The sequence below is a fragment of the Bacillus sp. sid0103 genome (genome assembly GCF_019219025.1).
In genome coordinates, this window is sequence record NZ_JAHUWN010000011.1 from 63,198 (window position 1) to 84,740 (window position 21,543).

General features: G+C 39.3%; 22 protein-coding genes. 18 read left to right on the forward strand and 4 right to left on the reverse strand.

The window, feature by feature from the left end:
• Positions 1 to 234: 234 nt before the first annotated feature.
• The 4 genes from KW850_RS13755 to kynB all read left to right on the forward strand — a co-directional run bounded on the left by KW850_RS13755 (position 235) and on the right by kynB (position 5,272).
• Positions 235 to 1,221 (forward strand): Gfo/Idh/MocA family protein, encoded by a 987-nt coding sequence (locus KW850_RS13755; RefSeq protein ID WP_256358249.1) that lies wholly within the window; start codon positions 235 to 237, stop codon positions 1,219 to 1,221.
• A 206-nt stretch (positions 1,222 to 1,427) separates the two neighbouring features.
• Positions 1,428 to 2,441 carry a 4Fe-4S binding protein gene (locus KW850_RS13760; RefSeq protein WP_218348148.1) on the forward strand — a complete coding sequence of 338 codons (1,014 nt, stop codon included), beginning with the start codon at positions 1,428 to 1,430 and terminating at the stop codon, positions 2,439 to 2,441.
• A 126-nt stretch (positions 2,442 to 2,567) separates the two neighbouring features.
• On the forward strand, positions 2,568 to 4,544 hold the full coding sequence (locus KW850_RS13765; protein WP_256358250.1) for a WG repeat-containing protein: 1,977 nt from the start codon (positions 2,568 to 2,570) through the stop codon (positions 4,542 to 4,544).
• A gap of 110 nt (positions 4,545 to 4,654) precedes the next feature.
• Positions 4,655 to 5,272, forward strand: coding sequence for an arylformamidase (gene kynB, locus KW850_RS13770; protein ID WP_218348149.1), 618 nt, complete (start codon positions 4,655 to 4,657; stop codon positions 5,270 to 5,272).
• Between the two features lie 71 nt (positions 5,273 to 5,343).
• Here kynB and KW850_RS13775 read toward each other — a convergent pair whose 3' ends face one another.
• On the reverse strand, positions 5,344 to 5,706 hold the full coding sequence (locus KW850_RS13775; protein ID WP_218348150.1) for a hypothetical protein: 363 nt from the start codon (positions 5,704 to 5,706) through the stop codon (positions 5,344 to 5,346).
• A gap of 380 nt (positions 5,707 to 6,086) precedes the next feature.
• Here KW850_RS13775 and KW850_RS13780 point away from each other — a divergent pair, with 380 nt between their 5' ends.
• The 4 genes from KW850_RS13780 (at position 6,087) to KW850_RS33365 (ending at position 9,402) form a co-directional block, all read left to right on the forward strand.
• Positions 6,087 to 6,386 (forward strand): DUF5658 family protein, encoded by a 300-nt coding sequence (locus tag KW850_RS13780; RefSeq protein ID WP_218348151.1) that lies wholly within the window; start codon positions 6,087 to 6,089, stop codon positions 6,384 to 6,386.
• A 107-nt stretch (positions 6,387 to 6,493) separates the two neighbouring features.
• Positions 6,494 to 7,639: a DEAD/DEAH box helicase gene (locus KW850_RS13785; RefSeq protein WP_218348152.1), complete on the forward strand. Its 1,146-nt coding sequence runs from the start codon at positions 6,494 to 6,496 to the stop codon at positions 7,637 to 7,639.
• Between the two features lie 102 nt (positions 7,640 to 7,741).
• Positions 7,742 to 9,211 carry an amidase family protein gene (locus KW850_RS13790; RefSeq protein ID WP_218348153.1) on the forward strand — a complete coding sequence of 490 codons (1,470 nt, stop codon included), beginning with the start codon at positions 7,742 to 7,744 and terminating at the stop codon, positions 9,209 to 9,211.
• A 56-nt stretch (positions 9,212 to 9,267) separates the two neighbouring features.
• On the forward strand, positions 9,268 to 9,402 hold the full coding sequence (locus tag KW850_RS33365; RefSeq protein ID WP_256358251.1) for a hypothetical protein: 135 nt from the start codon (positions 9,268 to 9,270) through the stop codon (positions 9,400 to 9,402).
• A 156-nt stretch (positions 9,403 to 9,558) separates the two neighbouring features.
• Here KW850_RS33365 and KW850_RS13795 read toward each other — a convergent pair whose 3' ends face one another.
• Positions 9,559 to 11,088 carry an FAD-dependent oxidoreductase gene (locus tag KW850_RS13795; protein ID WP_218348154.1) on the reverse strand — a complete coding sequence of 510 codons (1,530 nt, stop codon included), beginning with the start codon at positions 11,086 to 11,088 and terminating at the stop codon, positions 9,559 to 9,561.
• A 139-nt stretch (positions 11,089 to 11,227) separates the two neighbouring features.
• On the opposite strand from KW850_RS13795, the gene KW850_RS13800 reads away from it, so the two are divergent.
• Positions 11,228 to 12,136 (forward strand): phosphotransferase, encoded by a 909-nt coding sequence (locus tag KW850_RS13800; RefSeq protein WP_218348155.1) that lies wholly within the window; start codon positions 11,228 to 11,230, stop codon positions 12,134 to 12,136.
• Positions 12,137 to 12,143: 7 nt separating this feature from the next.
• On the opposite strand, the gene KW850_RS13805 is transcribed toward KW850_RS13800, so the two are convergent.
• Together KW850_RS13805 and KW850_RS13810 are read right to left on the reverse strand one after the other, a co-directional pair.
• Positions 12,144 to 12,290, reverse strand: a complete 147-nt coding sequence (locus KW850_RS13805) for a hypothetical protein (RefSeq protein ID WP_218348156.1) — start codon at positions 12,288 to 12,290, stop codon at positions 12,144 to 12,146.
• 98 nt (positions 12,291 to 12,388) lie between these two features.
• On the reverse strand, positions 12,389 to 12,763 hold the full coding sequence (locus tag KW850_RS13810) for a DUF1360 domain-containing protein (protein ID WP_218348157.1): 375 nt from the start codon (positions 12,761 to 12,763) through the stop codon (positions 12,389 to 12,391).
• A 132-nt stretch (positions 12,764 to 12,895) separates the two neighbouring features.
• Here KW850_RS13810 and safA point away from each other — a divergent pair, with 132 nt between their 5' ends.
• The 9 genes from safA to KW850_RS13855 all read left to right on the forward strand — a co-directional run bounded on the left by safA (position 12,896) and on the right by KW850_RS13855 (position 21,479).
• A complete protein-coding gene (gene safA / locus KW850_RS13815; protein WP_218348158.1) occupies positions 12,896 to 13,510 on the forward strand; it encodes a SafA/ExsA family spore coat assembly protein in 615 nt (204 codons plus the stop codon).
• A gap of 153 nt (positions 13,511 to 13,663) precedes the next feature.
• Positions 13,664 to 14,008, forward strand: a complete 345-nt coding sequence (locus tag KW850_RS13820) for a lmo0954 family membrane protein (protein WP_218348159.1) — start codon at positions 13,664 to 13,666, stop codon at positions 14,006 to 14,008.
• An 81-nt stretch (positions 14,009 to 14,089) separates the two neighbouring features.
• Positions 14,090 to 14,734 (forward strand): PspA/IM30 family protein, encoded by a 645-nt coding sequence (locus KW850_RS13825; protein WP_218348160.1) that lies wholly within the window; start codon positions 14,090 to 14,092, stop codon positions 14,732 to 14,734.
• 174 nt (positions 14,735 to 14,908) lie between these two features.
• Positions 14,909 to 15,643, forward strand: a complete 735-nt coding sequence (liaF, locus tag KW850_RS13830; protein ID WP_218348161.1) for a cell wall-active antibiotics response protein LiaF — start codon at positions 14,909 to 14,911, stop codon at positions 15,641 to 15,643.
• Complete coding sequence (locus tag KW850_RS13835) at positions 15,640 to 16,695, forward strand: sensor histidine kinase (RefSeq protein WP_218348162.1); 1,056 nt, start codon at positions 15,640 to 15,642, stop codon at positions 16,693 to 16,695. The genes liaF and KW850_RS13835 overlap by 4 nt, the downstream gene beginning before the upstream one ends.
• Positions 16,688 to 17,320 carry a response regulator transcription factor gene (locus KW850_RS13840; RefSeq protein WP_218348163.1) on the forward strand — a complete coding sequence of 211 codons (633 nt, stop codon included), beginning with the start codon at positions 16,688 to 16,690 and terminating at the stop codon, positions 17,318 to 17,320. Before KW850_RS13835 ends, KW850_RS13840 begins: the two co-directional genes overlap by 8 nt.
• A gap of 228 nt (positions 17,321 to 17,548) precedes the next feature.
• The gene (efeO, locus tag KW850_RS13845; protein WP_218348164.1) at positions 17,549 to 18,400 is read left to right on the forward strand and encodes an iron uptake system protein EfeO; all 852 of its coding nucleotides are present in this window, start codon (positions 17,549 to 17,551) and stop codon (positions 18,398 to 18,400) included.
• Positions 18,401 to 19,693, forward strand: a complete 1,293-nt coding sequence (efeB, locus tag KW850_RS13850) for an iron uptake transporter deferrochelatase/peroxidase subunit (RefSeq protein WP_218348165.1) — start codon at positions 18,401 to 18,403, stop codon at positions 19,691 to 19,693.
• Between the two features lie 31 nt (positions 19,694 to 19,724).
• A complete protein-coding gene (locus KW850_RS13855; RefSeq protein WP_218348166.1) occupies positions 19,725 to 21,479 on the forward strand; it encodes an FTR1 family iron permease in 1,755 nt (584 codons plus the stop codon).
• Positions 21,480 to 21,543: the final 64 nt, after the last annotated feature.

Sequence of the window (21,543 nt, forward strand, 5' to 3'; positions counted from 1 at the left end):
TTTCATCTTGTCTAGCTCCAGGTCCCGATTAGCAGGCACCCTACGCATTTCATCTTTCATACTACATTATAAATAACATAAATACGGATATTTTTCCATTGTTCCCATCAAATCATGTATAAAACACGCGTGAAAAGGAAGATTTGGTTATTTTTTCGAAGTTTGGAATTGGCAAGTAGCGGTGAAAAAGACTACAATGGTTTCTTAAAGGTATATAAAGGAAGGGGAACTCTAATGATTAATTTTGGAACAGTTGGGACAGGATGGATTACAGAATCCTTTATTCAAGCAGCACAACTTAGCGGTCAATTGCAATTAACGAGTGTCTATTCCCGATCAGAGGAAAAAGCGAAACAACTAGCCGATACATATCATGCTCCAAATTTATACACTGACATAGCAGAGATGGCTAAGAGTCCAGAGATACAAGCAGTATACATAGCTTCACCAAATTCAGTTCATTTTGAACAAACACTAATGTTTTTGAAAAATAAAAAGCATGTTATTTGCGAAAAACCAATTTTTTCAACGAGTGCAGAGTTAGCCACAGCCTACCAGACAGCGGAAGAAAATGGCGTTTACTTATTTGAAGCGATCCGTAATATTCATACACCCAATTTCAAAATATTAAAGGACAACCTTCATCTGGCTGGAAAGCTCCGGAGTACAATGCTGCCTTATATCCAATATTCCTCTCGCTATGATTTATTTTTACAAGGTGAGGAACCAAATATTTTCTCAGCAAAGTACTCTGGCGGCGCGCTTGTAGATTTAGGTGTTTATCCACTTTATGTCGCGGTCGGATTGTTCGGCAAACCGAAGCAGGTAAGCTATCATCCGGTCCTCCTTCGTAGTGGGGTGGATGGAAGTGGAACCCTTGTGTTAACGTATGACGATTTTGTATGTACGATTCTTTGTTCAAAGATATCTCATTCGGAATTACCGTGTGAAATTCATGGGGAAAGGGGAACTTTCTTCCTTGAAGATGCGGCCCCGATTTCTAAAATTACCTTCGTTGACAACCGTGGATTAGAGAGAGAAACCATAAGTGTTGACCAAGAAGAACAAAACATGGTTTATGAATGTGAAAACATTGTTAGCATCATTGAGACAAAAAATGATCAAGCATATCAAGAATTGAAGCGCTGGAGCGAAATTGTCCTCCAAATCACTGAAGAGGCTAGGAAACAAAATAACATCATATTTGCTGCTGAGAAATAGAAAAAAGGCCAGAGGGATTCGTTCCCCTGGCCTTGTTTTTGTCATTCAATGGTTTGATAAGGGTTGACTTCCCCAAGAATCTTATTTGACATTTTAACGAATGGTTATGTGAACTCTTTATGAATTCAATATTCTCAATGATTTTTATCACATGCCATGTTTTGTTCGTTCATTATAGTTGAGATAGTAAGATTGGAGGAAATCAAATGAAACCCAAAGCTTGGTATAAGAAACAGTGGAAACGTAAACCTGTCCAGCTGACAAGATATACCGTTCAGGGCTTATTTCTGTTGTTTTTACTATATGTTGGTCTACAGTTTTATCAATTTTATTTGCATTTTGAGACACTCGGAAAAACCCCTTTTGTTGAACGTCCATCTGCGGTTGAAGGATTCTTGCCAATAAGCGGTTTAGTTGCCATAAAGGTATGGCTTACGAGTGGTGAATTTGATGTGATTCATCCAGCGGGTCTCGTTTTACTCGCATTTTTTGTTGGTGCAGGTCTTATTTTACGTAAATCATTCTGCAGCTGGATTTGTCCCGTCGGTACTGCTGGTGAGTTAGTCGCTTGGCTGGGCAGGAAAATGTTTAAACGGAATTTTGAAATTCCAAGATGGCTAATCTGGCTTTTAACTCCGGTCAAATACTTGTTGATGTTATTTTTTGTTCTTATGGTTGTTCAAATGCCTACTTTTACAGCGAAAAGTTTTCTTGATGAACCGTACAATAAGGTCTCCGATATAAAAATGCTCCTTTTATTTACAAATCTTGGCGGCTTTACATTGAAGTTTATTATTGTCCTCTTCATCCTGTCGTTATTCTTACGAAACTTTTGGTGCCGCTTCCTTTGCCCATATGGTGCCTTGATTGGTCTGGGGAGTATTTTTAGGATTACAAGGATCGAGCGTAATGAAGATACGTGTACCAATTGCCAAATGTGTACAAAGGTTTGTCCACAAAGATTAAAAGTTCATAAGGTAGAGACAGTAAATTCACTTAGTTGTTCAGCCTGTATGTCTTGTGTAGAGGCATGCCCCGTAAGAGACACGCTAAGCATGACGGTTGCTCGGAAAAAGGTTAATAAATGGTTTGTTCCGGTAACGTTCTTCGTGCTGTTTTTCTTGGTTATTACGATTGCAAAAATAACAGGCCACTGGGATTCTATCATTTCCTATGACGAATGGAAACAGCTAATCCCAGAAGCTAAAAACATTAAATAATTGTTTACTAGCAGCTGAATCCAGCTGCTATTTTTATGAGAGAAGCCTGGTCATACTGTGAAGTCAGTAAACACATAGCCCACACTTCATCATATACATATTAAAAAGTAAAATGGGTGAGTTATGATGTTTAAAAATAAAAGCGAATTAATAAACTGGATCTTGCCATATCTCCCACTTGGAGCAGAAATGGAATACCGAGATAAACAAGCAATCCTTCAATATATGGATATCGATGGGGATGGAATCCATGAAATCTTTGGGTTGTTTCGTCTTAACCGAAAATACTATTTATTTGTTCTTAAAGATTACATGGGTCATTTTGTCTATTATTATCCATTACCTCCTGAGGTGAAGAAAAAGGCAGTCCGAGAGCTATCGATTTCTCGAGAGACGAGAGCTGTTTACCTTTTCCCTGTTGTGAGGAAGGAAATAGGCGGAAATAAGTGGGGCTATATTGATACAAAAGGGAAGATAGTACTACCTGTACATTATGATCGTGCAGAGGATTTTCAGGAGAATGATTTGGCCATTGTTGGTTTAATGGACAAATCAGGAGTCATCAATGCCAGCGGTTATTTTATTGTCAAACCCAAATACGACACAATTAACCCGTTTGCAGAAGGCCGGGCCGTTGTCAATGATTCTCAAGGATTCAAAGTGATTGATGAGAGTGGCAAAGAAATCACTGGCAAAGCGTATTCTATAATTGTTGGTGAATATAAAGAGGGGCGTATCCGCGCTGTGAAAATGGATGAGCACGGGGAGTACTTATATGGGTATCTCAATAAACGAGGGAATGAGGTGATTCCGCTAATCTATGAATCTGCCAGTGATTTTGAAAAGGGGAAAGCAATTGTTAAAACAAAAGATGGTACCTTTCAACTCATTGATCTGACCGGCAAGGTCATCCACTCGTACCCTTATGCATTCGTAGGCAATTATGGTGAAGGGTTGCTCACCTTTAAGGAAAGCATCGAAGGAAAGAGCGGATATATCGATGAGCAGGGGAAAACAGTCATCGAGCCTAAATTTTCACTGGCCGAGTCATTTATCGATGGCCGGGCGATTGTTAGTTTGTTAGAGAATAATAGAGAAAATTATGGTGTTATTGATCGAAACGGCAAGTTTGTGATTAAGCCAAACTATAATCAAATCTTATCTCTAGATGAAGGGCGCTTTGCCATCGGAAAGGAGATTGACCCGAAGCAGCCTTGTAGGAGGTCTATTTACGCCTTAGCGGATTCAGATGGTCATATTCTAACCGGATTTAATTTTTCAATGATCACCAAATTTGAGGACGGCCTCGCGTCGGTGACCGATGAAGAGCATACTTACTTCATCGACAAACATGGAAAGAGAAAAGAACATCTGCCAATGGTTAGTGGCAGCGGCTGGCTTAGTTTTGAGAAAACACTGATTAAGGGGCATATTGACGACCACCTCCTCTATTTTAATCAGACCGGAGAGTTGATCTGGAAGCAAAGTACCATACTCCCGCTAAATAACCAATTTTCTGTTGTCGAGTATAAGTACAAACCTAATAAGGATTATTTAGTTTATTTTCCACAGATTGAAGGAATGAAGAATCCAGAAAGTGTAAATCGTACTTTAAAGGAGCTGGCTGGTGTAAAACCTGTGCCCGCACATAAACCGTTGGAATCAAATTATACAGGTAATTATGAGGTAACATATTACAAGAAGGATTTACTGGTCATCAAAATTACAGGCTACGATTACCCGTTTTGTGCAGCCCACGGAATGCCCATGGAAAAATATGCTCATATTAACTTAGAAACTGGATCGATGTATCAATTAAAAGACCTGTTTAAGCCCGGAAGCCCTTATGTAAAAGTAATTAGTGATTTGATTCAAGCTCAACTAAAAAGCAATAATCAATATTCGTCCTATCTATTACCAAATGAGTATCATGGTATACGAGCAGATCAGCCATTTTTTATTAGTGAGGCTGGACTGAATATCTACTTTAATCCATATGAAATTGCTGCATATGCAGCTGGGTTTCCTACCTTTACCATCCCGTTTGAAGATCTAAAAGATCTCATTAATAGGGAAAGCGAGTTTTGGAAATCATTTCATTGACGAAGGCAGGAAGCTATCCTGTCTTTTTTTATGGAATCTAATGAAAAACGGTGTAAAAGTATGAAATAATGGTGATTAATGCAAGATCATTTTCGAGGGAGTGAGTGGGATTGAAAATTTATGATATTTCAAGAAAATTAATAAACGGGATGCCGGTTTGGCCCGGAGATACTGCTTTTCAATACGAGGTCTCGTGGCCAATGGAAGAAAGCGGCTCCGTTAATGTGGGCAAGCTCGAATTGAGTACTCATACGGGAACACATGTAGACGCGCCCTTCCATTTTGATAACCATGGAAAACGAATCATCGAATTGGATCTTAATCTTTACATAGGCTCTGCGAGAGTGATTGATATGATAGGGAAGGAAAGCATTGGTGCGGCTGACTTAGAAGGGATCGATCTTGATGGGTGCAAACGGGTGTTATTTCGAACCCTTGCATGGGAAAATCCTGATGAGTTCCCTGAACAAATCCCACATATTGAGCCAAACTTAGCTCCTTTTCTAGGGAGTAAGGGAATTCAGTTAATTGGCTTGGATGTCCCATCGGTCGATCCTATTGATAGCAAAGAGCTACCGGCCCATCATAGCTTGAATGAACATGGCATTCACATTCTGGAGTCACTATTGCTCGATGAGATCGAACCTGGAGACTACGAGCTTATTGCCCTGCCACTGCCTCTAGTTGAAGGAGACGGGAGTCCAGTCCGCGCTGTCCTCCGAAAGTAGAAAAAACGGTGACAGGCACCATAATAATAAAAAAGCGTGAATCACAAATTGATTCACGTTTTTTTATTCTATTATGGGGTAATTTCACTGTTTGTTTGATTGGTGGTATGCTTTTTTCGATAAATAAACCAATAACCTCCAAAGCCAATGATAATAAATAAACTAACTAAACCTGGAACAACGTAATTTTTTAAAGAAGGCTTAGCAGGCTTCACTTGTTTAGGAGCCAATGTGTCCTGCTCATATTGTGTTCCGGTTTTTTTATTTGTTGATATTTTTTTATTATGAACTGGTGAGAGGGATATATTCTGTGCTGCAGCACTTTTCACTCTGACATTTTGAGGAGATGAAATGGTTAATTGAGAATCGGCAAAAACATTCGTTCCTAAGAGCAAAAACAACAGTGATGTGATAAGCGCAATCTTATTAAACATCATTTTCAACTCCGCATTATTGTAATCTTCCTGTTGTTCATTCTATCACCGATTTCTGCAGACGAAATCTAATTGAGGGAATTGTTCACAAAGCTTTCGAATTTTAATAATGGTGATAAACTGAATCATAAACTTAAACTCTTAACAATGGGGAGCGAGAATGATTTAAAGAACTGCTCCTGGTGAGCAGTTTTTTTTGAAAAAAGTAATCTATATTAAGAACGAATTTTTGAAGAAACTTGAGCTGCTGTCTCATGCAGCTCATTTATATTCCTAAGGTGTTCGTTTTTAAGAACCGATGAAAGAATTCATAGGTATCATCATAAGTATTACTAGAAATAATGGAAACTAATTGAACTAATTCATTTGAGGTGGCATTGATGAGACTCTGTTTATTCCTGCTAATCGCCGGACTGTTGGATGCTGTTCTGACCCATTTTGGAATTGCTTCAGGTATCGTTGATGAAGGAAATCCAATGATGAAACTGGTAATTGAAAAAAGCTGGTCTTATTTCTACATCATTAAAATCTTACTGCCCCTCCTCTTGCTTGGGTTGTTTTACTTACGCCCATTAAATGGATGGATTCGGACACTATTGGTTTCCACCTGCGTACTTTACCTCTCCGTCCTTGTCTATCATATGGTTTGGATTGTCCTCTATTTTAATTCAGCATCATGACTTAAACTCTATTCCCAACTAGACACTCCAAGGTTATTAAGTTAGTATCAATACGATATGGAAAGACGAATAATAAGAAAAATGATTTTTATATAAAGGAGTTCAATATGTTAAATACCTTAAAACCATACTTGCAGGAAGCCTGGGAAAAGTCAGGGTTTCAACAACCGACTTCCATTCAAGCAGAGGCAATACCAATGATACTTGAAGGCAAGAATTTAATTGCTGAGTCACCGACAGGTACTGGTAAAACGCTGGCTTATTTACTTCCATTGTTACATAAAATGGACCCAAGTTTACAATCCCTACAAGCTGTTGTGTTAGCTTCTTCGCAGGAGCTTGTGATGCAGGTCTATCAAGAATTTCAAAAATGGTCGGAAGGAAGTGGAATCAGAGGCACTTCTATTATTGGCGGCGCTAATATGAAACGGCAGCTTGAGAAATTAAAGAAACGCCCGCATGTTATTTTTGCAACTCCCGGCCGTTTACTTGAACTAATCAAACAGAAAAAAGTGAAAATGCATGAAGTAAAACTGGTTGTTCTCGATGAGGGAGACCAATTACTCATTCATGAACATCTTAATACTGTCCAAAATATTGTTAAATCAACGATGAGCGACCGCCAAGTTGTTTTGTTTTCTGCTACAATGAAACCGGCAACCGAGAAATTGGCCAAAGAAATGACGAAGGACCCGGAAGTTCTTCGCATCGAAAAGGATGAGATCGCTTCATCAGGAGAAGTGGAGCACATTTATTTTTCATGTGATCCAAGAGATAAAATCAAGCTCCTTGAAAAAATCACTCGCTTAGAAAATAGTAAATCCCTTGCGTTTATTAATGATATCGGCGAAATTGAAGTATTTAAGGAGAAATTACATTTTAAAGAGCTTTCGATCGGAATCCTGCATAGCGACATGAAAAAGCTCGAGCGGCAGGCCGCATTAAAGTCTTTCCGTGATGGAAAAATGAACATGCTCATTGCTACAGATGTGGCGGCGAGAGGACTTGATATCCAAGGGGTCACCCATGTAGTTAATATCGATTCCCCGAAGGATATAGCGCAATATGTGCACAGGGCTGGAAGAACAGGAAGAATGGGTGCTAATGGGATTGTTATCTCGCTTGTTACCGAGAGAGAAGAACGAGAATTGAAACAGTATTGCCGTGAGTTAAACGTTCCACTTCAAAAAAGAGTGTTTTACAAAGGTTTAATTGCTGAAGAAGGACAAAGAGATCAAAAACTAAGAAGATAATGGACGGCAGAGACAGTGGAGGAACATCCACTGTCTTCTTTTAATGTGAAAAGGGATTTCCTTCTTATTTCTTGAATAGTAAAAGAGATGGAGGGGAAAAACATGGAAGATAAGAAACTAAAAAAAATGAATGAGGAATGGCTTGAAGAAGCTACTATCACACAGATCCAAGAAATGTTAGAGAGTGGAGAGCTCACATCGAAAGAGCTTGTTTTAATGTACTTACATAGAATCGCGGCTTATGATAGCCAATTGCATTCGATCATTGAAGTAAATCCTGATGCCTTACAGATAGCTGAAGCGCTTGACGCCGAGCGAAATGAATCCGGCCCGCGCAGTCGATTGCATGGCATTCCCATCTTACTAAAAGATAACATTGATACCAATGATAAAATGCATACTAGCGCTGGGTCACTTGCCTTGAAAAATTCGATTGCCCTCCATGATTCGTTTGTGGCAGAGCAATTACGGAAAGCAGGGGCAATCATTCTCGGCAAAACAAATATGACTGAATGGGCAAATTTCATAGCAATCGGGATGAAAAGCGGTTATAGTTCCCGAGGCGGACAGGTATTAAATCCTTATGGCCCAGGCAGGTTTGACGTGGGTGGGTCTAGTTCAGGCTCGGGAGCTGCCGTTGCAGCTAACTTCGCCACAGCGGCAGTGGGAACTGAAACATCTGGATCGATCTTAAATCCTTCCTGTCAAAACTCCTTGGTAGGAATCAAGCCGACTGTTGGTCTAATCAGCAGACGAGGGATTATCCCAATTGCACACACTCAGGATACAGCAGGACCGATGGCTAGAACGGTGGAAGATGCAGCTATTCTTCTTAACTCACTCTGTAGCAGCGACGAGAAAGATCCGATTACCAAAACAAACCCTTTTGGGCAGACTGACTTTTCTGAGTATCTTTTGAAACAAGGGCTTAAGGGAAAAAGAGTTGGCGTGGCCGTAAAAGGCTTTATCGAGTTGTTGAGTGAAGAGAAACAAAAGGTGATTCAACTGGCTGTTGATATTCTAAAATCTTCAGGTGCGGATGTGATTGAGACCATAGAAATTCCTTCCGCAAAGGCAAATTGGAAGTATGATGTACTAACCTATGAGTTTAAACCAGACCTAAATGCGTATCTAAACAGCCTTCATCCATCTATACCGATAAAAAACTTAACAGACCTCATTGAGTTTAATAAAAACAATGAAGAGAAAATGCTCAAGTACGGCCAGGCCGTCCTGATCGAGTCTGATGAAACGAGCGGGTCACTAACAGAAGCAGCTTATATTGAGGCATTGGAATTCGACCTCTATCACTCGAAAAAGCAGGGGATTGACTTTGCTTTGGAAAAATACGGCTTGGATGCGATTGTTTTCCCAAGTGAGGAAGGCTCTCATATCAGTGCAAAAGCAGGTTATCCATCCATTGCTGTTCCGGCTGGCTATACGACAGAGGGGGAACCGGTTGGAATCACTTTTGCAGGAACCGCATATAGTGAGCCTTTATTAATCGAGGTCGCCTATGCTTTTGAGCAAATGACTAAATTTAGAAAAGCGCCTGTCCTTGAAAGAGAATAAGACTAATTATTTTCACTCATACTATCAATGTATTTCTCAAAAAGGAGCTGGTACGTATGGGAAGACAGAAGCTAGGTAATCAAAATGCTCAGCGAAATAATAATAGCAAAAAGCCAATGAGAGATAGTGAAGAACTAGTTGAATTTACAACTGGTGAAGGATTAAAACACAATCGACCAAATAGTAAATAATAAAGCGCGCCTCCTACATTTAGTAAGGAGGCGCTTTTTCGCACTAGGAAGTGATTTGTAGATAATTCAAAAAAGTGTAGATATCATCCCGAACTTTGTAGATACCCATTCTAAACCTGTAGATATCACCTCAATTTTTGTAGATATCTTAAAAACCTATTCTTCAGCCAATAATTTTAGCGCTTTTTTAGCCGGACCCTCAATCACATCGCCTGAATAAGCATACCTTGAGCCATGGCACGGACAATCCCATGTTTTTTCCGCATGGTTCCATTCGCATTCGCAGCCAAGATGGGTGCAGGTGGTGTCAACAATATAAAGTTTACCGTTCTTGTCTTTGTATGCACCTGCTCTTTTCCCGTTATACATCACAACTGATCCTTCACCATCCATCAAATCATCCGGATCCCCTGGAACAATTTCAAGTTTGCCTTTGAGTAGGTGTTTGGCAACATCAACATTAGTACTGACAATACTTTTTAAATCGGGATCGGCGTGAAAACGCGATGGTGAATAAAGTTCTTTGTATGGATTATCGTTGTTTAACACATAATCGGCTAATAAACGCCCAGCCATGGTTCCGGTTGTCATGCCCCATTTTTTAAAGCCGGTCGCTACTAAAATATGCTCCCGCTCAGCAGTAATGGGACCAATATAGGGAAGCTTGTCTAGTGTAACTAAATCCTGTGCAGACCAGCGGTAATCATATTCCTTAATCCCAAAAACGTCTTCGGCAAACCCTTCAAGGGCTTCAAAATGCGCAATCGTATCAATGCCCTGACCGGTTTTATGGTTTTCACCACCAATAATAATCAGTTTTTCGCCATTTATCGGTGTATAACGAATCGAACGGGTTGGACTGTCCGCGCTAATATACATGCCGCCAGGGTACTCTTTGTCGGTTTTAATACCAATTGCATAGGAGCGGTCCGCGTACATTCGCGCAAAATAAAGACCTGGCAAATCATAAAATGGAAAATGTGATGCAATGATTACTTGATTACAAGTCACTTTGAAACCAGACTTTGTAACCACTTTTGGTTGTACGCCATCGTCTTCAATATCGGAAGCTGTTGTATTTTCAAATACTGTACAACCAGCTTTCACTGCTTCATCCAGGAGCACTTTTAAATATTTAAGCGGATGAAACTGGGCTTGATTTTGCATCATCAGGGCGGCTTTCACTTCAATATTAAAAGGAATTGTATCCTTTAATGCACCATCAATATCAAGTCGTTTATAGGCTTCCCATTCCGTTACAAGCTTATCTTTATATTCTTCGGTGACTGCATAAATGTAAGCATCTTCTTTGCTAAAATCACAATCGATTCCTTTTTCATTAATATTACTTTCAACAAATTGTATGGCATTCATATGTGATTCGAAATAAAGTCGAGCCTTTTCCTCTCCAAAATGGTTAATAAATTCATCATAAATTAATCCATGCTGGGCGGTTACCTTCGCAGTCGTATGACCAGTGGTGCCATTCAGAACACTTCCCGCTTCTAATATGGCAACCTTTTTACCTTCCTTAGAAAGTAAATAGGCTGCGGTAATCCCTGTAATTCCGGCTCCGACAATGGTGACATCGACGGATAGGTCTTCGGTTAATTTTTTAAAAACAGGTAATTCTATTTCACGCCAATATGTTTTTGGAAATTGTGGAATTTTTTCAGATGAACTCATATACATTCCTCCAGCCTAAAAAATGACATCATATTTAATTTTTCCAAAAGTGCTAGAATAAATGTAAACAAGGAAAAAGTTCCTAAAAGTAAAAAAGAACCCTGCATATGCAAGGTTCCTTACGAATGGAGGATATCCAATGACGAATTCATGGTCACCTGAAATTGAACTATCCCCACAAGAAGCAATGCGCTTAATAGCCAATCAATTTCCGGATCTTCATCCAATTCATATTCGTTTATTTGGCCAAGGGTTTGATAACAGCGTGTTTATGGTTAATGACCAATACGTGTTTCGTTTTCCAAGACGAACAAGTGCCGTTCAGTTATTGTTTACAGAAAATCATCTTTTGCCGCACCTAACTGAATTCCTAAATTTTCAGATTCCTGTCCCGGTATTTTTGGGTCGGCCGTGTCCGGATTACCCGTGGCCATTTACAGGCTATCAAGTAGTATCAGGAATGACACCTGGGATTTTATCTGAATCAATAAGGAGCGCTTCAGCAGAACGAATGGCTGTTTTTCTCCGTAAACTCCATCAGTTTTCAATCGAAAAAGCAAAGAGCTATGGCGTTCCGTATGATCAATTAAACCGTGTAAGTATTAAATTAAGAAAAGATAGACTAGTGGAAAATGTAACTAAAGCAGTAAACGATCGATTATTGAAACATCCAAAACCACTACTGGATTATCTAAATAACCTAAAAATAATCGAAGAAGTTTCAAACCTTTCCCTTGTCCATGGTGATCTTCATTTTAGAAATGTACTCGTTGACTCGAACGGACATATTTCAGGCATTATTGATTGGGGAGATGTTCACATAGGAAACCCTGCGGTTGATCTTTCTTTTGTATATAGTTTTTTTCCGCCATTGGGCCGTAAACAATTTTTTGAAGCCTACGGAGATGTTGATGGAAATACACGATATCTGGCTAAATTTAAAGCCATTTTTACAACAGTAATACTGTTAAGATACGCTCATGACTTAAGTGATTCGAAAATGAAGGAAGCTGCATTACAAGGCTTAAACTTTGCCTTAGTTGATTAAAAGGAAATCATTCCTCTTTATCAATGTTCAATGGATCTATACGGGTAGAGTCTTCTGTGTTTAAGGAGCTTCTAATAAAATGAAAAAATGTTCCTCCAATACAACCGAGAAATATGACAAAACCAATTGTTGTGACCCACCAAATCGCAGCCATTGTATTCCCCCTTTTGTCGAACTTAATTGACCAATGTCTTTAAGCTTTTCTAAAATATATGCAATAGGGGGGATGATTTTGCCAAAGACTAATTTGTTTTAGTCTTTTTTCTTCAGTGCGGCATAATAGTCAACTTTTTTGATATTGACGCCGACAAAGGTTTCAATTATGGACTGGCCGCCTGCAATCGAGAAAATTAAAATAACCACAAAGGCAATGCGCGGGAAGAGCAAATAAGCTCCACCGAGTAAAATGGCGCTCCAAACACCTGCACACCAATAACATTTCAACAAATAACCGAACATCGATGTGGGAACTTCCTTTGTTTCCACGCCAGCATCGGTTTCGACCTTGATTTTTTTAACAAACGGTTTACGGATAAATTCAGTAATTTTATCAAAAACAATTAAATGAGTTAAACGATAACTCGCCAAAATTAACATAATATAGGTCATCCATGAAATTTCTTTCACTTTTCCATCCTCCAAATAAATCTGCATTGATGTTCATCAAATTTCCTATCACTCAAAGCAAAAATTTATTTTTTAATCCATTGTATATTTTGAGCCTGAAATCAAGATTATATATTCGGAGGAGGCGAAAAAATGAAAAAATCTTTTTGGTTTAGTTTTCTGTTTTTATTGTCGCTATTTTGTATTCCGAGTGTGTCGTTTGCCCAGCAACTCTACACTGTACAGCCAGGCGACTCTCTTTGGAAGATCGCAGTCAGGTATCAAGTGGGCATATCAGAGATTATTTCCGCAAACCCGCAATTTAAGAATCCGAATTTAATCTATCCAGGTCAAAAGGTAACCATTCCAAGTTTCGATGCAGTAAAAAGCATTGAAAGTCAGGTCATCCAGTTAACCAACCAGGAGCGTGCGAAGAATGGATTGAAGGCATTAACTCCAGATTGGGAATTGTCAAGGGTTGCTCGTTATAAAGCCAATGATATGAGAGATAAAAACTATTTCAGTCATACCAGTCCAACCTATGGCAGTCCGTTTGCAATGATGAAAAGCTTTGGGATTTCCTATCGTTCAGCAGCTGAAAACATTGCAGCAGGGCAAACTACACCAGCATCCGTCGTTCAAGCTTGGATGAATAGCTCGGGGCACAGGGCCAATATATTAAGCACGAGATCTACCTATATTGGGGTTGGTTACGCACAAGGCGGCTCCCAACGACACTATTGGGTCCAGATGTTTATCTCTAAATAATGAAACAAAAAGGGTCAGTTACTTAAGCATTTCGCTTAGGGGCTGACCCTTTCTACGTCTTAAGACCGATATCAAAATCAAGCTAAGGCGCAATTATGACGAACAAAGAAAAGAGGTAAGATGATATCAAGATAAAGAAAGGAGAAAAACAAAATGAAAAAATTTGGTTTATTGTTAGCAGGTGCAATTGCAGCGATGATTTTGCTTTCAACGATTGGTCCAATGGTGGGGTTACTCGTTAGCCTAGTACTCCTATACTTTATATTTAAACAGTTCTTAAAAGCTAAATCTACAGGTGGGAAAATTGGGATTGGGATTATCGGTTTTATCGTCCTCATGGCTTCCATTCATAATGCCCCAGCTATCATTGGAGTAGCTGCTGCCTATGTACTGTACCTCGTTTATAAAAAATGGAACGAGAAAAAGTACACGGTCACAACAGAGGAATCAGACCCATTTGTCAACTTTGAAAAACAGTGGAATGAATTGAAAAATTAGTAGGATCTGTTAAAGCTGAATGTTGATTTTTAAATTCAACACTATTGATAAACCAACCAAAATTAAAAGGAGAGAGAAAACATGACAAACTTATTTACAAGAATAAAAAACACGATTACAGCAGATTTACACGAGGCACTTGATCAAAAAGATAAACAAAATCCAATTGCTTTATTAAATCAATATCTTCGTCAGTGTGAGCAAGAAACAGAGAAAGTTAGAAAGCTATTGGAACGTCAGTACACACTGAAAGATGAATTTACTAGAGAATATCAGCAAGCTGCCCAATTAGCCGAAAAAAGAAAGTATCAAGCTGAAATTGCTTCAACTGCCGGCGAAACAGAGCTTTATCAGTTTGCTGCTGCAGAACATCAGCAATATTCCGATCGTGCGGTCCGCTTAAGTGGATCACTTGAACAAGTAAAAGGTCAACTAGCAGACCTAGAAAGAAAATATGAGGAAATGAAGCACAAAGTTAAAGATATGCATTTGCGCAGGATGGAATTAATGGGCCGTGAAAATGTAACACGAGCGAACCACCAAATCAACCAGGTGCTCGATTCTCACTCGTATTCTGATAAATCCTACTCGAAGTTTAAAGAAATTGAAAACTACCTTGACCGTTTAGAGCATCAAGTGAATAGTTCATTTTATCGTAATACGATTGACGCTCGGATCTCACAGTTAGAAAAAGAAATGAAATTAGAAGAAAGCAAGTCCATTTAATAACAAATATGGTAGACTATATTAGAAAAGCAGAATCTCTTTCAAAGCAAGTATTGCTTATTCCTCAGGGATTAATGCTTAAGTTAGTATACTAAAGGCGTAGACATTCTGCGCCTTTTGTCCATAAATAAAAATATTCGAATGAGCCAGACTTTTAATAAGGGAGGGTGGGCCATGTTTAAAAATACGAAAAATGATTATTTAGGCTGGATGTTCATGATCGGTGCGATTATTCTAGTCATGGAAATATTATTTTTTAACAGTGGGCTTATTTTTTCCCTTATCATTTCTGGTGGTATGATTTTTCTCGGCCGGAAGCGTGCTGGGAAAAAGTTGGGGAAGATTCTTTTTATCGGTGGAATTATCTTTTTTGTCCTGAGTATTGCGCACATGATGACGTTTAAGTTCTTGTTGCTGGCTGTCTTACTGCACTTTTTTATTCAATTTATTAATACAAAAAAGCATCCTAAGAAGATTTTACCTGAAATCAATAAAGCGGAAGAAACCTCTCAACAAGAAACACTGATTAAAACAGAACCACTATTTGAAAATATTGTCCTTGGTCAACAAAAGACTCCTTTGGGTGCCTATAAATGGAATGATGTAAACATTCAGGCTGGAATTGGTGATACAATCATTGACCTTAGTTTTACGATGCTGCCTAAAGGGGAAACAGTTATCTTTATTCGAAATCTCATCGGGAATATTCAAATTCTCGTTCCTTATGATATTGAAGTAAGTCTTCATCATTCTTGCATTGTCGGTTCCACCACTGTTTTCGACCATCATGACTCGAAACTTTTCAATCGTGTAGTACACTTAAAAACACCTGGATACGAGACAGCCGAGCACAAAGTAAAAATATTTACCTCGCTTGTTGTCGGAAATATAGAGGTGAGCCGGATATGAGCACAACCCAGCGTCAGATTTTCTGGAGTGTCGGCTTTTCTTTTTTCATTGCGATTATCGTTGGTGCCATTTTTATCTTCGTTTTCCCACTTGGCAGTTGGGCTGAATTGTGGAATAAACAATTCATGAATATACCCTTTGTAGTCTTTATTCCGGCATTTAGTATTGCAGTAGGAATTCTTTTAGGTGCGTTCTCTGGAATGTATTGGAGAAGACAATTCCTATCGGTTGAACACTCATTGCATTTATTAGAGGAAGGAAAACAAATAGATGTAAAGCAGAAACCTGTCATCTCGGAAATGCAGCTCATTGCGAGCCGAATTGAGAAAATCGGGAAACAGATGTCTGAACAGGCAAAACTTTCCCAGCGCTTAGCCACTGAAAAGGTGGAAGACATTGAAGAAAGAATTCAAGAAATAATTGAACAAGAACGGAACCGTCTGGCCCGTGAACTTCATGATTCGGTCAGTCAGCAATTATTTGCTGCTTCGATGATGATGTCAGCCATCAACGAAACGAAACATCAATCACCAATAGAAAATGAGCGCGAAGCGAAACAATTGAAATTAGTAGAAGAAATGATTCACCAATCACAATTAGAAATGCGGGCTCTTCTTCTTCATTTGCGGCCTGTTGCGTTGAAAAATAAAACACTCCAAGAAGGAATTGAAGAGCTGTTAATCGAATTACAACAAAAGGTTGAAATGGATATAAAATGGAAGACTGAGGCGTTTCCTCTAGATAAAGGAGTAGAGGATCATCTTTTCCGTATTCTACAAGAGTCTATATCGAATACGTTAAGACATTCGAAAGCCAACAAGCTCGAAGTTCTGATGGTTAAACGAGATGATTTAGTCATCTTAAGGATTGTGGATGATGGAATTGGTTTTGATGTAAACGAGATGAAGGCAGGCTCCTATGGAATGCAAAATATGCATGAGCGTGCGGTTGAAGTTGGCGGTACGTTAAAAGTGGTTAGTGTAAAAAATCAAGGAACAAGGCTGGAAGTAAAGGTTCCGGTGATGGTTAATGGAGATGGTGCCAATGATTAGAGTAGTATTTGTTGATGATCATGAAATGGTAAGAATCGGGGTTTCTTCTTATTTATCAGCGCAGTCAGATATTGAGGTGGTTGGAGAAGCGGATGATGGAAAAAAAGGGGTGGAACTTGCCCTCGAACTTCGCCCTGATATTATTTTGATGGATTTAGTTATGAAGGAAATGGATGGAATTGAAGCCACACGTCAAATCATTGAACAATGGCCTGAAGCAAAAATCATTATCGTCACAAGCTTCTTGGATGATGAAAAGGTCTATCCAGCACTTGAGGCAGGTGCTACCAGCTATATGCTGAAGACCTCTAAAGCAGGTGAAATTGCCAATGCCGTCCGCGCTACATATCATGGACAATCGGTCCTTGAACCGGAAGTAACCGGAAAAATGATGGTGAAAATGCGTCAAAAAAATACTCACCTGCCACATGAAGATCTCACTTCTCGTGAAGTCGAAATATTATTATTAATGGCCGAAGGCAAAACCAATCAAGACATTGCGGATGAGTTATTTATTGCCCTCAAAACCGTCAAAACCCACGTCAGCAATATTTTGAGCAAGCTCAACGTTCAAGATCGAACGCAAGCAGTCATTTATGCTTTTAAACATTCTTTAATTAAATAAATTAAGAAGGCTTTCCTAAAAAACGGAAAGTCCTTTTTCTATTTTGGGCTTTGTTAACTTGTCTGTTGATTTCCGCTCCAATCAACAAGGGTGCAAAATCCATAATGACCTTTAAACATAGACTTTTTTAATAAAATTTCGAAATTACAATTGAAAACATTTCTCATTTACTGGTATGATATTAATGAAAATGATTATCATTATTATAGATACCGGAGGATTACATATATGAAATTATTAAAAGTGTCAGGCACCCTTATTTTATCTAGCAGTCTACTATTTGGATGTTCAAATACTACGGAGAAAGAATCAACAACAGAGAAGGTAAAAGATAAAGCAGCAACAAGCCAGGCTGACCTTACTGGGGTCACAGATGATTACAGGTCATATGCCTTAGGAGAAGTTGAGGCATTTGTTAAGGCTACAGAGGCATTTACAACTGCAGTTAAAAATGGCGATATAGAAAAGGCCAAAGCTCTTTATGGACCATCACGGATGCACTATGAGCGTGCAGAACCAATTGCGGAAGTGTTCGGAGATCTCGATCCGAAGATTGATGCACGAGAAGGCGATGTTCCCGAGGCGGAATGGGGAGGTTACCACCGAATTGAAAAAGGCCTTTGGATTGAAAAAACTACGAAGGGCTATGAGCAGTACGCTGAGCAGCTAATGAAAGATGTCAATCTTCTCCGTGCCAAAGTAGATACCGTCGAAGTGACACCAGAATTGTTAATTACGGGTGCAGTTGACCTTTTAAATGAGGTATCGACTTCAAAAGTAACAGGAGAAGAGGATCGGTATTCCCATACAGATTTATATGATTTTGCTGCAAATGTAGAGGGAGCAGAAAAGATTTACCAGCTGTTAAATCCGGCATTAGAGAAAAAAGATGAGGGCGTTTCAAAAGAAATAGCAGCGCGTTTCAATGATGTTTATAATCTACTAAACCAGCATAAAAAAGGCGATGGCTATAAACTTTACTCTGAATTAACGGAAGCACAGGTAAAAGAACTAAGCCAAGCGATTGATGCGCTAGCTGAACCACTTTCACAAATAGGACTAGTTACGGAGGCGTCTTAATTGGAAAAGAAAACAAACATCATCGATGAGTCTTCAACAATCGGAAAAAAGCTTTCGAGAAGAGATATTCTTAAAACGGCCGGTGTTGGTGGTGTCGGAGTGATCCTTGGTGCATCTGGACTTGGCGGCTTGCTTTCAATCACGGAGAGCAAAGCGACAACAAATGAAGACCATGATATCGTTCCCTTCTTTGGAAAACATCAAAATGGAATCACCACAAAAACCCAAAACCATGTGTATTTTGTTTCCTTGGATGTGACCACTTCGGAAAAAAGGGAGTTGGTTCAACTATTTAAGGATTGGACAAAGGCTGCCTCCTTATTATCTGAAGGGAAAGCTGTAGGCGATTTATCGAGTAATGAGTTTATCCCGCCAAAAGATACAGGGGAGGCCGCTGGGTTATCTGCTTCTAACTTAACGATTACATTCGGGGTTGGTCCTAGTTTGTTTGTGAAGGACAATCAAGACAGGTTTGGTCTTAAAGCCAAGCAGCCGAAAGAATTAGTAGACCTGCCGAAATTTCCGCTTGATGCGTTGGAAGACGAATGGACAGGTGGTGACCTTTGTATTCAAGCCTGCGCTGATGATTTGCAAGTCGCCTTTCACGCCGTTAGAAATCTGATTCGAATTGCAAGAGGGAAGGCGACCTTACGCTGGGCGCAAACAGGGTTTCAACGTACTAAACAAGCAGACCCCAATAATGAAACGCCAAGGAATTTGTTTGGCTTCAAAGATGGTACAGCCAATCCTGATGTAAACGATGAAAGAGAAATGAATAAGCAAGTATGGGTTCAACCGGGCGATGGACCGGATTGGCTCGTCAATGGAAGCTATCTTGTAGTCCGCCGAATTCAAATGTTTATTGAAGTGTGGGATCGTACAACTTTAAAAGATCAAGAAAATACTTTCGGTCGTTATCGTGGCAACGGTGCACCTATTGGCCAAAAAAAAGAATTTGAAAAACTTGATTTGAAGCAGAAAAATGACAATGGCGAATTTAGCATCCCTGCCGATTCACATACACGCTTATCCCATGGGGACGGTTCCCAACAAATTCTGCGCAGGGCATATTCCTATTCGGATGGAATGGATCTGAAAACCGGAAGCTTTGATGCGGGTCTGTTGTTCTTATGTTTCCAGCGTGCTCCTAGTAAACAATTTATCCCGATACAAAATAGATTAGCCAAGATGGATAAATTAAATGAATATATATCCCATAGAGGTAGTGCCATTTTTGCTTGTTTACCAGGAGCAAAACAAGGTGGCTTTATAGGAGAAACACTTTTTAACTAGAGTTTTTCCTTTTGATAGAGGAGAGAGACGCATGCTGCGATTTAAGACAAAAAGTAAATCCATAATAATATTAATGATGTTTTTCATTCTTTTTCAAACAGTTCATCCAGCGAAAGCGGAAGTGAATCTTGATGAGTTGTTTGTTCTTATTGGAGATAGTCTTATGAAAGCCAAGGATGGAGACCAACCCACCGTTTCGAGGAATATGGAACAGTTTGCAAAAGAATGGACAATGATGAAGAAAACGGATAGTAAACAAGCAAAAAAGGTTGAGCAAGAACTTCAAAAGGTTCAGAGTTTACTAGCTAAAGGAAATATAGACCCAGACACTCTTTCAAAAAACCTTTCGTCGCTGTCAAGTGCCGTCGTTCTCTATGATCAAGAACAAAATCCACAAGACAAAGAAAAAGGTAAAGAGCAGGTGAAGCAGTTGCTTCCTCTCATCGCTACCTTTACGAAATCGATTGAGGACGGGAATCAAGCTGTATTGAAAACGCAATATCAAAACCTGCTAAATAAATGGAATGCCTCGGAGAAAATTGTTCATGACGAGAGTATTGCAGCCTATGGCAGCATTGAAAAATACATGGCTTTAATCCGGATTTCGATTACACAAGATCCCGCCGATTTCGATAAGGCCAAAATAAATATCGAAAAGCTAAAAGTTGAAGTGAATAATTTCTTGGCCGGTAAGGTTTCTAAACAGGATGAAGGGGATTATTCACTCTCTGATCTAACCACATTGTTGAGTAATGCAGAAACAGAGATTTCAAAAGAGAACTATAAGCGTGCTACTGATCACTTAAATGAAGTCCTAAACATTTGGCCAATGATTGAAGGCGATGTTCAGACCAGAGACAGAAAGTTGTATAGTGATCTTGAAACAAAAGTACCTACAGCTATTAGTCTATTAAGTTCTGCAAAAGTTGATGGGCCAAAAGCAAAGGAGATTGTAAAGGAATTAAATGCACGTTTGGCACCATTAATTAGTAAAACGGATTATTCTTTATGGGATGCGGCATTAATTTTGTTACGTGAAGGGTTAGAAGGGTTACTAATCGTAGCAACATTGCTTGCCTTTCTAAAGAAAATGGGTCAGGGTGCGAAACAGAAATGGATTTGGGCGGGTGTTGGCGCAGGTATCCTAGCAAGTGCGATCCTAGCGATCATTATTAATGTTGTTTTTTCACGCATCGTTGCGGCTTCCAGCCGAGAGTATATTGAGGGAATCATTGGGGTAGTCGCGGTGATTATGATGTTAACGGTTGGGGCATGGCTTCATAATAAATCCAGTGTTGGTAACTGGAATAAATATATCAACCAACAAATGGAGCAGGCAATTGCCAGAGGAAGTTTATTTTCATTTGCTTTCATTAGTTTTCTGTCCGTGTTCCGTGAAGGAGCAGAGACAATCATATTCTATACAGGAATTACCCCTTATATTAGCTTGCAGCAACTGGTTCTGGGTGTGATTCTTGCAGTGGGAATCCTGGCCATTGTTGGGTTCGCCATTATTTACTACAGCGTAAAAATACCGATTCGCTTTTTCTTTAAAGCGGCAACCATTCTTATTTATATTTTAGCCTTTAAAATTCTAGGTATAAGTATCCATGCGTTGCAGATTTCAAACGTGTTGTCGACAAGTACCGTGCATCAGCTTCCGTTTATTGATTGGATCGGTTTATACCCTACCTGGGAAACAACGATTACCCAGTTATTATTAGTCATTGTTATTGTCGGTTTAACTTGGATGATCAAAAAAAGAACAGTCATCACCAACATTTAAAAGGGCCTTGGGCCCTTTTTTCGTTTCTCCAAAAATTTTCCCTACTAATCAAAGAACTTGTCTC

Coding starts and splice junctions, on each gene's coding strand:
- KW850_RS13755 (WP_256358249.1), top strand. CDS start 235: ATGATTAATTTTGGAACAGTTGGGACAGGATGGATTACAGAATCCTTT.
- KW850_RS13760 (WP_218348148.1), top strand. CDS start 1,428: ATGAAACCCAAAGCTTGGTATAAGAAACAGTGGAAACGTAAACCTGTC.
- KW850_RS13765 (WP_256358250.1), top strand. CDS start 2,568: ATGTTTAAAAATAAAAGCGAATTAATAAACTGGATCTTGCCATATCTC.
- KW850_RS13775 (WP_218348150.1), bottom strand. CDS start 5,706: ATGTTTAATAAGATTGCGCTTATCACATCACTGTTGTTTTTGCTCTTA.
- KW850_RS13780 (WP_218348151.1), top strand. CDS start 6,087: ATGAGACTCTGTTTATTCCTGCTAATCGCCGGACTGTTGGATGCTGTT.
- KW850_RS13785 (WP_218348152.1), top strand. CDS start 6,494: ATGTTAAATACCTTAAAACCATACTTGCAGGAAGCCTGGGAAAAGTCA.
- KW850_RS13790 (WP_218348153.1), top strand. CDS start 7,742: ATGGAAGATAAGAAACTAAAAAAAATGAATGAGGAATGGCTTGAAGAA.
- KW850_RS33365 (WP_256358251.1), top strand. CDS start 9,268: ATGGGAAGACAGAAGCTAGGTAATCAAAATGCTCAGCGAAATAATAAT.
- KW850_RS13795 (WP_218348154.1), bottom strand. CDS start 11,088: ATGAGTTCATCTGAAAAAATTCCACAATTTCCAAAAACATATTGGCGT.
- KW850_RS13800 (WP_218348155.1), top strand. CDS start 11,228: ATGACGAATTCATGGTCACCTGAAATTGAACTATCCCCACAAGAAGCA.
- KW850_RS13805 (WP_218348156.1), bottom strand. CDS start 12,290: ATGGCTGCGATTTGGTGGGTCACAACAATTGGTTTTGTCATATTTCTC.
- safA (WP_218348158.1), top strand. CDS start 12,896: ATGAAAAAATCTTTTTGGTTTAGTTTTCTGTTTTTATTGTCGCTATTT.
- KW850_RS13820 (WP_218348159.1), top strand. CDS start 13,664: ATGAAAAAATTTGGTTTATTGTTAGCAGGTGCAATTGCAGCGATGATT.
- KW850_RS13825 (WP_218348160.1), top strand. CDS start 14,090: ATGACAAACTTATTTACAAGAATAAAAAACACGATTACAGCAGATTTA.
- liaF (WP_218348161.1), top strand. CDS start 14,909: ATGTTTAAAAATACGAAAAATGATTATTTAGGCTGGATGTTCATGATC.
- KW850_RS13835 (WP_218348162.1), top strand. CDS start 15,640: ATGAGCACAACCCAGCGTCAGATTTTCTGGAGTGTCGGCTTTTCTTTT.
- KW850_RS13840 (WP_218348163.1), top strand. CDS start 16,688: ATGATTAGAGTAGTATTTGTTGATGATCATGAAATGGTAAGAATCGGG.
- efeO (WP_218348164.1), top strand. CDS start 17,549: ATGAAATTATTAAAAGTGTCAGGCACCCTTATTTTATCTAGCAGTCTA.
- KW850_RS13855 (WP_218348166.1), top strand. CDS start 19,725: ATGCTGCGATTTAAGACAAAAAGTAAATCCATAATAATATTAATGATG.